A 12705-nucleotide genomic window follows, 5' to 3' on the forward strand; every position below is an offset into this window, starting at 1 on the left:
AACTTGTCTCACAGCGAGTTCAGATTGCGCGCGGGGCGATTCGGATCGATGTTCGCCTCCACACACCGCTGTTCGAGCGCTCCGGCCAACGAAGCGGTCCCAGCCGCGCTGTCCATCAGGGCATAGGCCAGTACGCTCGCGCGGTGCTGACCGAAACTCAGTCCCCCCATACCAGCACGTGTGTCAGCGGGTTCCCGAGCCACGGCCGTACCGGGACCGAGACGTTCGGCCAAGGCGGAGGTCTCCGTGTCGAGACAGTCCGAACCGTCCACGGCCTCGACCAGACCGTCGACCACGTGTTCGTCCTTCTCGGCCAGATAGACCACGACCGCGTCCCGTCTCGGATACATCTGCTTCACGGACAGCACCTTGCTGCGGTAGGCCACTCCTCTGTCCTCCAGATAACCGAGAATTCGGGACCAGAACCCCGCCACACGTCTCCAGTCAGCGACGTTGAAGTACACCCGAACCGCACCACCTCCCGGAGTACGGGGAGTGGAGCCATCCACCACGAAGAAGCCGGGTGACAGGGCGGGCCGCAACGCGGAGACCTCCAGCGTCACCGTCGATCCGTGCGAGCCGGCGGATCCGTCCAACACGGTTTCGGCGGGAACCCAGACCCGAACGCCGTCACGTTCGACGAGCACCGTGTCCGCGGGCCCCTCGACATCCGCCGGCGGGGTGCACACTCGCGCCCGTGCCGTACTCGTCCGGTGCGGTACCACTTCGGAAAGTTCCCGTTCGAACTCTTCGTCCCTGATCCGGAAAGGCAACTCCTCTTGTTCCCGCTGACCGGAATGCAGCACCTCGTAGAGGGATTCCGCGAGCAGTCTGCGCAGCTCGTTCGGGTCGTCGGCTTCGAGCTCGCGATCCGAAACGGTGGCAGAGCACCTGTCCTCGGAGATGTGTACCCCGTTGAGCAGCTCCACCAAGTGCGCGGAGGTGGGTGTGGTCTCGGTAGTCATCGTGCTCCTTCGAACCCGAGTGTGCTCGCGAACTTCTCCGGAGTCAGCAGCGCTGCTCGTCCCACCCCCGCAGCGGCTCGTTCGATACCGGACAGACGGGCGGTACGAGCGGCAGCGGCGATCAGCCGGTCCAACAGATGCCAGCCGGCGAAAGCCGTCGCACGTGACTCGAACTCCTCGTCGATGCTCGGCCGTGCACCGAGATAACCGCGCCAGAAATGATGCACCCGGGGCAACAGACGCCGCATCTTCGTCACACCGCGCTCCAAAACCTTCTCATGGGTCAGTTCCGTGTCAACGAATGTGGTGTCACCTCGGCTGGTCACGATGTCGAGGACGGATCGGTGGAGCCATTCACCCGCGAAAGCTCCCACGTCCCGAGCGGCGTCCGCGAGTCGGAATTCCTCCCAGTCCGTAACGTAGAGTCCGTCCTCGGCGACCAGGAACTGATCCACCCTGAGATCACAGTGAGCAGGAACTTTCGGAGCCCGTCGTTCCATTTCTCGGAGTCGCTCGACGCCCCTTATGAGTTCCTCGTCCTGCTGCATGATCCGCCAAGCGGACAACTCCCCGAAACTCAGATTTTCGAACATCGAGGACGAAAGACCGTACAACAGCCGCACCGAGGGCTGAGGGGGCTCCGAGGTGTCGATCGTCACCTCCGTTCCGGGATCCGTCCCGTGCAGCCGCCCCATGGCGTTTCCCACGAGTTCCGAGAGCTCGTCGTCGAACGACTCGTCCACCACGAGTTCCACAGCGTTTCTGGTGTTGTCCAGGTATTCGTAGACGACGATCCCCGCTTTTTCGTCACTTCCCAGCAGAGTGGGGCTGCGAGCGGATCCGGGAGGGAGCTCGGCGGAGAAACGTTCGAAGTCCATCAGACGCCGCATCCGGGAGCTCACGTCCTCCTCGGAACCGAGCAGTCTTTTCACGAAGACATCTTTTCCGACCGTGGTAGGGCCCGCCCACACGTCATTGCGACCTATTGGAGCTTTCAACGAGTCACGCAGGAAAACTCCGAGACCGAGCCTCGTGAGCAGCCCCTCCACCGCCGGTATTCCGTCCAGATCAACCGGTTTGAACCCTGTTGATCCCTTGTTCTTTCTTGCCTTACCTCCCCGCGGGGAAACCGAAGAATCTTCCTCGTAAGAAGTATCGATCATGGGCGGTGAAACCATTCGGGCTCCACTCTCACGGATCCACTGGGACGAGTTCTACCACCACGACAGCGACAGCAGAGCGGGGCGCGAATCTAGAACCCCGGAAACAAAACGAACACTGTCAAAAAATTCACGCACGAAAGTTGCCCAGAAGCGATCGCCTCCAACTGCGACACAGGAAAGACGCACTTCCACAGAAGGAAACCAGACCGGATCCATATCCGCTTATCGGCTTGCGATTTCACACTAATGGAGTAGCTCACAAAGTGTCGATAATGTGTTAAATATATCACACTCCAATCAGACCAGTTGCGAAAAAGGAGAAGAAATGCAAGGGGACTACACGACCCGCTCGGCGGAAACCAAATCCGTATCCAGCGAAAAAAATGAGAAAACGATTTCAAAAAACCATATGACGCAGTCCACGCACCCTCCGACAGGTCACCGTACTAGCCCGAAAAGGGTAGAAGAAAATACTCCTTTTTAGCCTCTCGCACGAGAGAAGCCCATAACCTCTTCGGAAGCTGCGGGCTACGACGGGGGCGGATCCCGGCCCATGAGGCGCGAGAGACCGGGACGAACCGCAACGGACGGGAGTCCTCGTGGCCCGGTGGGAGGAGACGGTCCCCTGTACGGAGCTCGGGCCCCGGCAGGCGGAAGGCCCCACGCTCGAACCCCGCTCCCCGGGAAAGAAGTGCCGGACGAACACCTGTCGAACAGTGAACCGGGACCCGCGCACGATCGCCGAGACGTTCCGGGGCAAGCGCGGTGTGGGAAGCCTGAGGAGGGGTCCCTCCCGGAGACACACCTTCTTCGCACGGTCGGCCATGGGTGGACCGCGGCACGCCCCGGCGCTTCGGTGCGGTCCTTCACCACCGCGCTCGCCGCCGTTGCCCCTCGTCAGGAACCCGCCAGGGCGTTTCCACGAAAAATACGGCCACCACCCCGGCGTCCGAACCACGAGGGGTTCACTCCGAATCCGGGAAACGGTGACCGTATTTTTATTTCGGTTCAGTTCCGGACCAGCGGCCCGGCTCGGTCACGGAAAGGGCGGTCACCACCAATCACTGCTCGTTTTCCCGGGTCCGCGCCGGTGAGGAGCGCTCCGCCATGCGACGCAGCACGGTCAGATGTCCCTCCAGCGCTCTTCTGCCCTCGGCTGTGAGGGCGAGCCAGGTGCGGCTGCGTGGGTTCCTGGGGCTCTTGGTCACTGTCACGTATCCGGACTCCCGCAGGACCTTGACCTGCTTGCTCAACACGGAATCGCTCAGTCCCAGCTCATCGCGTACGGTGGCGAACTCCCAGGAACCCCCTTCGGCGAGCATGGCGCAGATCTGTAGCCGGTTGCTGGGATGGATCACCTCATCGAAAACCGCCTCGATCATCAGCGCTCACGCCCTCGCGCCTCGTTCCCGCCGTTTAGCCAGATCGTTGTGACGGCCGATCATGATCGTCGGCACGAGAAGCAGCGCTCCCGCCACAGCCATCGACCAGCGCCACTGGGCACCGAACTCGAGATAGGCGCCGACCCCGGTCAACACCAGAAACAAGCCGTAGTAACACATGTTCGGCCCCCATCCGCCCCTCAGGTCACGGGTGCGGTCGACCTCCACCCCACGAACACGTCGCACCAGCACCCCCAACACGATCACCGCCACTGCCCCCAACGGCGGGACGAAGAACACGACACCGCCACCGACACTGAACGACAGGAACACGCAGAAGAGCACCAATCCCGTGGCGACGTGGTACCACCACGGACTCACGGCGCGTGCCGCGCCCCGTTGCCGAGCGACAGCGGCATCATCCAACGCACGACGCGCGTCCTCAACATCCGTCCGCGAGGTCGAACCCCAACCACTTTCCATACCGGAAAGTGTAATCACCACTTTCCGGTCTGGCAAGTAGAAGTTCGGTCACTGCCCCTCACGAGACGAGGAATCCCGCTCCAACTGGGTGCGCAGCATCCTTCGGGCAGCACCCCGGGGGTCGGGGTCGCTCTCGATCAGGGCGTTGACCACGGCCCCGTCGACCAGCGCGATCAGCTCGAACATCCGCTCCCGGTCGACGTCCATGCCCGAACGTCGGAATATCTCGTCGATCAGTTCGTGCAGCCGGGCGGCCATCTCTCGCATCGGCTCGGCCAGGTAGGGCCTGCGCGGGGAGCCGACCAGGCGCTCGTAGCGCAGCAGCACCGAGTCCACCCCACCGTCCCGGGAGTCCTCGCCCAGCAGCAGGTCCAGCACCAGTTCCACCACGTCGCCGGTGTCGTAGGACCGCTCGGAGAGGTGGTGCAGCCGCTGTCTGCCCGCCTCCAGTTCCTGCTCGGCCTCGTGGCGCACGGCCGCGGTGATCAATTCCTCGATGGAGTCGAAGTAGTACGTCGTCGAGGCCAGCGGCAACCCGGCCCGTTCGGCGACCGCCCGGTGCCGGACCGCCGCGAACCCGCCCTCGGAAAGCAGTTGGGCGGCGGCGACCACGAGCAGGTGCCGCCGTCGTTCCCCCTTCGGGGTGCTCGCCGCCGTCATCGACCCGATCCTAGCGACCCCCACCGGCCGGGAGAGGGAGCGACGGGCATCCCGCGCCCGGGTCGGCTCAGTGCCCGACACCGGCCAGGTTGAGCCCCAGCACCCCGGAGATGATCAGCACGATCGAGAGGATCTTGACCACGGACACGGCGTCGCCGAGCCAGACCATGCCGATCACCGCGGTCAGCGCCGCCCCTATTCCGGTCCAGACCGCGTAGGCCGGCCCCACCGGCAGCGACCGCATCGCCCAGGCGAGCCCGACGAAGCTGCCCGCCGACAGCACCAGGAAGGTCAGGCTGGGCAGCAGCCTGCTGAAACCCTCCGAGAGTTTCAGTGACACGGCCCATCCCGCCTCCAGCACCCCGGAAAGGATCAACACCAGCCACGCCATGCTCGCCACGTCCTTCGAGTACGTCCCGTTGCTCACCGGACATACTAGCCAAAAAGTGGTACGCGCGTCCCATTCTGGTGGGCGAAGCCACCGTCCCCTGTCGTCCGGCACCCGTCACGGCGCCGCCGCACGACAGGACGGGAACACGCCGCCGCCCGAGAGTGCCCCGGAGGAGGACTCTCCGCAGGACGTGAGTCACAACCGCCCGGCGAGCTCGCGGGCGATCTCCCGCAGCTCACCGGCATAGGGCGCCGAACCGTCCCGACCGGGACTGCTGCGCAGGGTCAGCTCCTTGCCGCTGTCGGCGCGCACGGTCACCTCCAGACCACCGTCCGGGAGGCGCCGCACCTCGGCCGGCCCCGTCGAGAGCCCCGCGGCGGCGGGGCGCAGGATCGCGGTGACGCTGCCGCTGCCGCCCTCCCGGCGCACCCGGAAGGAAGCAGCCTCGGCCCCGGGGGGACACTCCTCGGCGGCCACCGGCTCCCCGGAGGGGCTCCGGCCGGGCAACTGCTCCGAGAGCGCCCCCGCCAGCCTCCGGTCGGGCGGACCGCACCCCTGCGAGCCGCCGGGCACGGACAACGCCGTGGGGCCCTGCCCCCCACCGGACCGGGGAGAGGGAGCTCCCTGCTCCGACACCCCGGCGCGGGGACGTTCGCTCTGACCGGTCGTCCCGCCGGGTAACCACCCCGTCCCGACACCGATCCCGGTGACCAGCACGGCCGCCGCGGCCAGCGAGCCTCCGACGGCGCCCATCCGCCTGCGGGCCGTCACCCGCCGCGAGGCGCGGACCACGTCCTGCTCGTCGAACGTGGCCTCGGGGGGTTCCCCCGCCGCGTCCCGGAACAACTCGGCAAGCTCGTGCTCACGCACCACCGCACCTCCTCACGACGTCGACCGCAGATCGCCGAGCGAGTCGCCGAGCGCGGCGCGGAGCGCCTCCAGTCCCCGGGCCGTCTGGCTTTTCACGTTGCCCTCGCTGCATCGCATGACCTCGGCCACCCCGGCCACGTCCAGTCCCTCCAGATAGCGCAGCACGAGCACGGCCCGCTGCTTCGGCGGCACCATGCGCAGTCCGGCCAGCAAGGTACGTCGCGTGGTCACGGAGTCGTCCACCTCGCCGTCGCCGGAGGGCCGTTCCGGCAGCCGCTCCACCGCGCGCTCCCGCCGCCACGGCTTCCGGGACTCGTCGATCACCGCCCGGGTGAGCGTCCGCCGCACGTAGGCGTCCAGCGCCTCCTTGTCGCGGATCCTGCGCCACCTGCGGTGCACCGCGATGAACGCCTGCTGGGCGAGGTCGTCCGCGCGGTGCCAGTCGCCGCACATCATGTAGGCCATGCGACGCACCGCCTCCCGCCGAGCCGCGAAGTACTCCGCGAACTCCTGCTCCTCGCGTTGGTCCACGCGGAAGCCTCCGCTCGTTGCGTGCCGACACGTGACAGGACGGTTCGTCCGTCCCACACGGTTGCATGCCGGACCAGCACGGTCACCACACCCCCACCGCAGCGCCCGTCCGGCCGGGGTGCGCGCCCCGATTCCCCACGAACGACCGAATATGGTGTGATCCGTTCGTGACCAAATTGATGCCGATTGATCTCCGTTCCGACACGGTGACCCGTCCGGACGAGCGGATGACGGAGGCCATGGCCGCCGCCGAGGTCGGAGACGACGTCCTGGACCGCGACCCCACCATGCGCAGGCTGGAGCACCGGGTCGCGGAACTGCTCGGCACCGAGGCGGCCCTGTGGGTTCCCAGCGGCACCATGGGCAACCTGATCGCCCTGTGCCTGCACCTGGAACGCGGGGAACGTTTCCTGGCACCACGCGGGGCACACGTGCTCACCCACGAACTCGGCTCGGCGGCCTGGCTGGCCGGGGGGATGCCCGAACCGCTCAGCTGGGACGCCGGAGCGGGTCGCCCCAGCCCCTGGCTGGTCCGCTCCGAATCCGCCGACGGGGGACGCTACGACGCCCTGCGCACCACGCTGCTGTGCCTGGAGAACACGCACAACGCCGCCGGGGGCACGGTCATCCCCCCGGACGAACACGCCCAGCTCGTCGCCACCGCCAGGGACAACGGGATGCGGGTGCACCTGGACGGTGCCCGCCTGTTCAACGCCTCGGTCGCACTCGGCGTGCCCGTGGCCGCCCTGACCGTCGGGGTCGACACGGTGCAGATCTGCCTGAGCAAGGGGCTGGGTGCCCCCGTGGGCTCGGCCGTGGCGGGAGACGCCGAGTTCGTCGAACGAGCCCGGCGTACGCGCAAGATGCTCGGCGGCGGAGTGCGCCAGGGCGGGGTGCTGGCCGCGGCCGGACTCGTGGCCCTCGAACGCACCGAGCGGCTGCGCACCGACCACGACAACGCGAAACGGCTCGCGGAAGGGCTGATCACGCGCGGGTGGAACGTCACCCCTCCGCAGACCAACATCGTGCTGGCCTCCGTGCCGGACGTGCAGCACAGTCTCGAATGGCTGGAGGGGATCGGCGTGCTCGCGGTACCGATGGGTGGGAAGCTGCGCTTCGTCACCCACGGGGACGTGCGCTCCACCGACATCGACGAGGTGCTGCGCCGCATCGACGCGGTCTCCTGAGGAGGAGGTCACGAGCGGCGTCGCCGCCGGGCCGGTCCTTCAGCGGGTGGGGCCCTGCCGAACGCTCACCTCGGCCCGTCGCGCAGCTGCCGGTTGTCCTTCTTCGCCCAACCGACCGCCGCCGTGGCCAGGAACAGCACCCCGCCGAGCACGGCGATCCAGAACAGGCCCTTGATCACGAACCCGATGATCGCCCCACCGACCGTGATCACCAGCCAGAGCGCGAGCAGCCCCAGAACGACCTTCCACCACATGTCGGCTCACCTCGCCACGAGTTTCGGCTCGGGTCCCGGGCACCTTCCCGGCGACGACCCCGCACGGCACCGGCGGCCGGACCGACCTCCGGCGAACCGCCCCGACGGGCCCGGACGGTCCGTCCGGAACCGGGGCCGCCTCCCCAGCATCCCACAGCCACGACGGTGTGACGCCCCCGCGACGGGAACACGAAGGCTTGACGCGCCGGGACTCAGACCCCCTTGGCGGAGCCGGACCTCTCCGGTGCGGCGAGTTCGCCCCGCGCCGCGCGCGCGGCGATGTCGGTGCGGTAGTGCGCCCCCGGCAGGTGGACCGTGCCCACCCTGCGGTAGACCTCCGCTCGTGCGGTCTCCAGATCCCGTCCGGTGGCGACCACGGACAGCACCCGGCCCCCGGCGGAGAGCACGCCGCCCTCGGCACCGGTGCGGGTTCCCGAGTGCAGCACCCCCGGCGCGTCGGCACCGCCGACGACCTCGTCCACCCGGGGACGGCCCGGATACCCCTCGGCCGCCAGCACCACCGTGACGGCGGCACCCGGTTCCCACTCCGGTTCCGGAGCGGTGGCCAGCTCACCCCGCGCCACCGCCCCCAGCAGCCGCGACAGCGGAGTGCGCAGCAACGCGAGCACGGCCTGTGTCTCCGGGTCGCCGAACCGGCAGTTGAACTCGACGACCTGCGGCCCGGAGGAGGTCAACGCCAACCCCGCGTACAGCAGCCCCGAGAAGGGGGTGCCGCGCGCGGCCAACTCGTCCACGGTGGGTTGGACGATGGTGCGCACCACCTCGTCGACCAGCCCCTCCGGCGCCCACGGCAGGGGGGCGTAGGCACCCATGCCGCCGGTGTTCGGCCCCACGTCGCCGTCGCCCACCCGCTTGAAGTCCTGCGCGGGCAGCAGCGGACGCACCGTCGTGCCGTCGACCAGACAGAACAACGAGGCCTCGGGCCCGTCCAGGAAGGACTCCAGCAGTACGGGGTGGCCGTCCTCCAGCAGCTTCAGCGCGTGCGCGCGTGCCGCGTCGAAGTCCTCGGTGACCAGCACCCCCTTGCCGCCGGCCAGCCCGTCGTCCTTGACCACCCAGGTGGGGCCGAAGTTGACCAGGGCCGCGTCCAGCTTGGCGGGGTTGTCCACCCGTTCGCTGTGGGCGGTCGGAACGCCCGCGGAGACCATGACGTCCTTGGCGAAGGCCTTGGATCCCTCGATCCGTGCGGCGGCCCCGGAGGGACCGAAGCAGGCGACGCCGGCGGCGCGCACCGCGTCGGCGACCCCCGCCACCAACGGGGTCTCCGGCCCGAAGACCACCAGATCGGCCCGCCACCACACGGCGAGTTCGGTCACCGAGCTCGGATCGGCGACGTCGACCGGGTAGGACTCGGCCAGTGTCGCGGTTCCCGCGTTGCCGGGCGCGCACGCCAGCGCGGTCACATCCGGATCCCGGGACAGCGCCAGCACGATCGCGTGTTCCCTGCCGCCTGCACCAATGACGAGGATGCGCACGCCCCGCAGCGTAAAGCTTCGGGGGCCGGCACCGACCCCCGCCCCCTCCGAACGGAGCAGTCCGGCCACCAGGAGTTCACCGTTCCGTAGGTGTACGTAAGTACACATTTGGTCGAGACGTCGCCCGACATACGGGATACTTCACCCTCATGAGTCATTCCAGACCCACCGAGAAGACCGTGTCCGTGCGGAGCGGAACCAGATCGCGCGCCGGCGCCCTGCTGTGCGCACTCGCCCTGTCCGTGTGCTCGGCGGTCGCGCTCGCCCCACAGGCCGGAGCCGACCGACCCGGCCACCACGGCCGGGGGCATCCGGGCGGCGAGAACCTGGTGGAGGTGTTCGGCCACCGGGGCGCCTCCGGCTACCGCCCGGAGCACACGCTGGCCTCCTACGAGCTGGCCGCCCGCATGGGAGCGGACTACATCGAACCGGACCTCGTGCCCACCAAGGACGGCGCGCTGGTCGCCCGCCACGAGAACGAGATCAGCGGCACCACCGACGTGGAGCAGCACCCCGAGTTCGCCGACCGCAGGACCACCAAGGTCGTCGACGGCAACGAGGTCACCGGCTGGTTCACCGAGGACTTCACCCTGGCCGAGCTGAAAACCCTGCGGGCCACCGAGCGCCTCCCCGAGCTCCGGCAGGAGAACACGATCCACGACGGGCGCTACGAGATCCCCACCCTGCAGGAGATCATCGACCTCAAACGGGAGCTCTCCCGCGAACTCGGCAGGCGGATCGGCCTGGCCCCCGAGATCAAACACCCCAGCTACTTCCGCTCGGCCGGGCTCGCCGTGGAACCCCGGCTGGTGTGGACGCTCAACCGCAACGGGCTGAACACCCCCCGGTCCAAGGTCGCCGTCCAGTCCTTCGAGGTGGGCAACCTCCAACGACTGCACAGGCGACTGCGTGTCGACCTGGTGCAGCTGGTGTGGAGCAGCGGCGCCCCCTACGACTTCGTGGAAAGCGGTGACCCCCGCACCTACGCGGACATGGTCACCCCGGAGGGGATGCGTGACATCGCGAAGTACGCGGACTGGGTGGCTCCGGTCAGCACCATGATCCTGCCCCGCGACGAGCGGGGCTACCTCACCGAGCCCACCCGGCTGGTGGACAACGCCCACGAGGCGGGGCTGAAGGTGGTCACCTACACGGTGCGGGCCGAGAACACCTTCCTGCCCGCCGACTTCCGGAGTTCCGGAGGCGAAGCCGCCCACGGGGACGTGTTCGGCTTCCTCGACGCCCTGTTCGCCACCGGGGTCGACGCGGTCTTCGCCGACCAGCCCGACCTCGCCGTGCAGGCCAGGGACGCCTGGCACTCCCGCTCGGAGTGACCGCTCGTCTCCCCGGTGCGTGCGGCGGGACGCCGTCGCACGCACCGGGCCGCGCGGAAACGAACGCGGAGTCGCCTCAGGCCATGTCGTGGCGCACGATCGTCTGGTCCCGCCCGGGGCCGACGCCGATGGCCGAGACCCGCGCCTGGGCCAGCTCCTCGATCCGCTCGACGTAGGCCCGGGCGTTGGCGGGCAGGTCCTCGAAGGTGCGGGCCCCGCTGATGTCCTCACGCCAGCCGGGCATCTCCTCGTACACCGGCACCGCGTGGTGCACCCCGGTCTGGGTCATCGGCATCTCCGAGGTGCGCATCCCGTCCACGTCGTAGGCCACGCAGATCGGCACGGTCTCCAGCCCGGACAGCACGTCCAGCTTGGTGAGGAAGTAGTCGGTGATGCCGTTGACCCTGGTGGCGTAGCGCGCGATCACCGCGTCGAACCAGCCGGTGCGCCGGTCCCTGCCGGTGTTCACCCCGACCTCGCCGCCGACCCTGCGCAGGTTCTCCCCGGCGGCGTCGGTGAGCTCGGTGGGGAACGGTCCCGAACCGACCCGCGTGGTGTAGGCCTTCAGGATCCCGATGACCGAGCTGATCCTGCTCGGGCCGATCCCGGCTCCCGCGCAGGCCCCACCCGCCGTGGGGTTGGAGGAGGTCACGAACGGGTAGGTGCCGTGGTCCACGTCCAGCAGCGTGCCCTGCGACCCCTCCAACAGGAGCGTCTCGTCGCGCTGGAGCGCCTCGTCCAGCATCAGCTTCGTCTCGGCGATGCGCCCGGCGAACTTCTCCGCCTGGGACAGCACCGTGTCGACCACCTCGTCCGGGTCCATGGCGCGCCGGTTGTAGACCTTGACCAGCACCTGGTTCTTGTACTCCAACGCGGCCTCGACCTTCTGGCGCAGGATCTTCTCGTCCAGCACGTCCTGGGCGCGCACCCCGACACGGGCGACCTTGTCCTGGTAGCAGGGGCCGATGCCGCGCCCGGTGGTGCCGATGCGCTTCTTGCCCAGGTAGCGCTCGGTGACCCTGTCGATGGCGACATGGTACGGCATCACCAGGTGCGCGTCGGCGGACAGCGACAGCTTGGAGGTGTCCACTCCCCGGGACTCCAGCCCCTCCAGCTCCTCCAGCAGCGCCTCCGGGCTGACCACCACGCCGTTGCCGATGACGTTGTGCACCTCGGGGCTGAGGATGCCGGAGGGGATCAGCTTCAGCGCGAAGTCCTGCCCGTCCGGCAGCACCACGGTGTGCCCGGCGTTGTTGCCTCCCTGGTAGCGCACGACCCACTGCGCCTGCTCGCCGAGCAGATCGGTCGCCTTACCCTTTCCCTCGTCGCCCCACTGGGCGCCGATCAACACGATTGCCGGCATGTGAAACTCCAACCTGTCACTGGAGGCGGTCTGTGCAACGGATAACGGCGGGTCATCGCTGTGGGTGGCCACGTGTGCGCCGCCACGCCAGGAAGGCCCGGCACCTGCCACTGCCGGTCGATCAGGGTAAACCAGGAGCGTAACGTGACTACCACCGCACTATCCTGCGGAAACGTCGACCACGGAACACGCCCGGAACGGGCGGGACTGCGGTGGTTCGACCTGCCCGCGCAACCGCGACGTGAGGACGTCGACCCGATCCTGGCCGAAACGACCGACCGGGTGATCGTGCACGGCACCGACGCCGACCTCGCGGCGGTGGTGCTGCGGCTGCTGCGCAGGGATCTGCTGTCCACGCTCGCCGTGGGCTACGTCCCGGTGGTGACGTCTCCCGCCAGCGCATTGTGGGGCATACCGGTTGGTAACTTCGAACAGGCCCTGGATTCCCCCTCCACACCCTCCCCGCTGATCAGGGACGACTCCGGGGGAGTACTGCTGGGACGCGGCGTCATCGCCCCGATCACCGGGCAGGTCTACTGCGACGACCGGCGGATGCTGCACGGCTCGGCACGGGCGGTGGAGGTGTTCCCCGACCCCGCCGCCCCAGCCCGGCCCGAACCGACCGA

The 12705-nt window shown here is 68.4% G+C and carries 14 protein-coding genes; 3 read left to right on the forward strand and 11 right to left on the reverse strand.

Annotation, left to right across the window (positions count from 1 at the left end):
• Positions 1-8: 8 nt before the first annotated feature.
• The 8 genes from CEP50_RS17525 to CEP50_RS17560 form a co-directional block, all read right to left on the reverse strand.
• Positions 9-965 carry a T3SS effector HopA1 family protein gene (locus CEP50_RS17525; protein WP_106115031.1) on the reverse strand — a complete coding sequence of 319 codons (957 nt, stop codon included), beginning with the start codon at positions 963-965 and terminating at the stop codon, positions 9-11.
• Positions 962-2128: a class V lanthionine synthetase subunit LxmK gene (lxmK, locus tag CEP50_RS17530; RefSeq protein ID WP_146134841.1), complete on the reverse strand. Its 1167-nt coding sequence runs from the start codon at positions 2126-2128 to the stop codon at positions 962-964. Before lxmK ends, CEP50_RS17525 begins: the two co-directional genes overlap by 4 nt.
• A 1061-nt stretch (positions 2129-3189) precedes the next feature.
• Positions 3190-3510: a transcriptional regulator gene (locus CEP50_RS17535; RefSeq protein WP_106115032.1), complete on the reverse strand. Its 321-nt coding sequence runs from the start codon at positions 3508-3510 to the stop codon at positions 3190-3192.
• 6 nt (positions 3511-3516) lie between these two features.
• Positions 3517-3993, reverse strand: a complete 477-nt coding sequence (locus CEP50_RS17540) for a hypothetical protein (protein WP_146134842.1) — start codon at positions 3991-3993, stop codon at positions 3517-3519.
• Between the two features lie 48 nt (positions 3994-4041).
• The gene (locus CEP50_RS17545; RefSeq protein ID WP_106115034.1) at positions 4042-4653 is read right to left on the reverse strand and encodes a TetR/AcrR family transcriptional regulator; all 612 of its coding nucleotides are present in this window, start codon (positions 4651-4653) and stop codon (positions 4042-4044) included.
• A 67-nt stretch (positions 4654-4720) separates the two neighbouring features.
• Entirely contained in the window at positions 4721-5044 is a 324-nt protein-coding gene (locus CEP50_RS17550; RefSeq protein WP_106115043.1) for a DMT family transporter, read from the reverse strand.
• Between the two features lie 195 nt (positions 5045-5239).
• The gene (locus CEP50_RS17555; protein WP_258175387.1) at positions 5240-5914 is read right to left on the reverse strand and encodes a hypothetical protein; all 675 of its coding nucleotides are present in this window, start codon (positions 5912-5914) and stop codon (positions 5240-5242) included.
• A 12-nt stretch (positions 5915-5926) separates the two neighbouring features.
• Positions 5927-6445, reverse strand: coding sequence for a SigE family RNA polymerase sigma factor (locus CEP50_RS17560; RefSeq protein ID WP_106115036.1), 519 nt, complete (start codon positions 6443-6445; stop codon positions 5927-5929).
• Positions 6446-6612: 167 nt separating this feature from the next.
• On the opposite strand from CEP50_RS17560, the gene CEP50_RS17565 reads away from it, so the two are divergent.
• Positions 6613-7632 carry a threonine aldolase family protein gene (locus tag CEP50_RS17565; protein ID WP_258175388.1) on the forward strand — a complete coding sequence of 340 codons (1020 nt, stop codon included), beginning with the start codon at positions 6613-6615 and terminating at the stop codon, positions 7630-7632.
• A gap of 65 nt (positions 7633-7697) precedes the next feature.
• Here the strand turns inward: CEP50_RS17565 and CEP50_RS17570 are convergent, their stop codons facing one another.
• The gene (locus CEP50_RS17570) at positions 7698-7886 is read right to left on the reverse strand and encodes a hypothetical protein (protein ID WP_019856261.1); all 189 of its coding nucleotides are present in this window, start codon (positions 7884-7886) and stop codon (positions 7698-7700) included.
• Positions 7887-8098: 212 nt separating this feature from the next.
• The gene (gene purD / locus CEP50_RS17575) at positions 8099-9382 is read right to left on the reverse strand and encodes a phosphoribosylamine--glycine ligase (RefSeq protein ID WP_106115044.1); all 1284 of its coding nucleotides are present in this window, start codon (positions 9380-9382) and stop codon (positions 8099-8101) included.
• Between the two features lie 149 nt (positions 9383-9531).
• Here purD and CEP50_RS17580 point away from each other — a divergent pair, with 149 nt between their 5' ends.
• Complete coding sequence (locus CEP50_RS17580) at positions 9532-10716, forward strand: glycerophosphodiester phosphodiesterase (RefSeq protein ID WP_258175389.1); 1185 nt, start codon at positions 9532-9534, stop codon at positions 10714-10716.
• 76 nt (positions 10717-10792) lie between these two features.
• On the opposite strand, the gene CEP50_RS17585 is transcribed toward CEP50_RS17580, so the two are convergent.
• Complete coding sequence (locus CEP50_RS17585; RefSeq protein WP_106115039.1) at positions 10793-12079, reverse strand: adenylosuccinate synthase; 1287 nt, start codon at positions 12077-12079, stop codon at positions 10793-10795.
• Positions 12080-12223: 144 nt separating this feature from the next.
• On the opposite strand from CEP50_RS17585, the gene CEP50_RS17590 reads away from it, so the two are divergent.
• A partial coding sequence (locus CEP50_RS17590; RefSeq protein WP_106115040.1) for a hypothetical protein occupies positions 12224-12705 on the forward strand: 482 nt, incomplete at its 3' end.

The organism is Actinopolyspora mortivallis (genome assembly GCF_003001495.1).
Classification (GTDB): Bacteria; Actinomycetota; Actinomycetes; order Mycobacteriales; family Pseudonocardiaceae; genus Actinopolyspora; species Actinopolyspora mortivallis_A.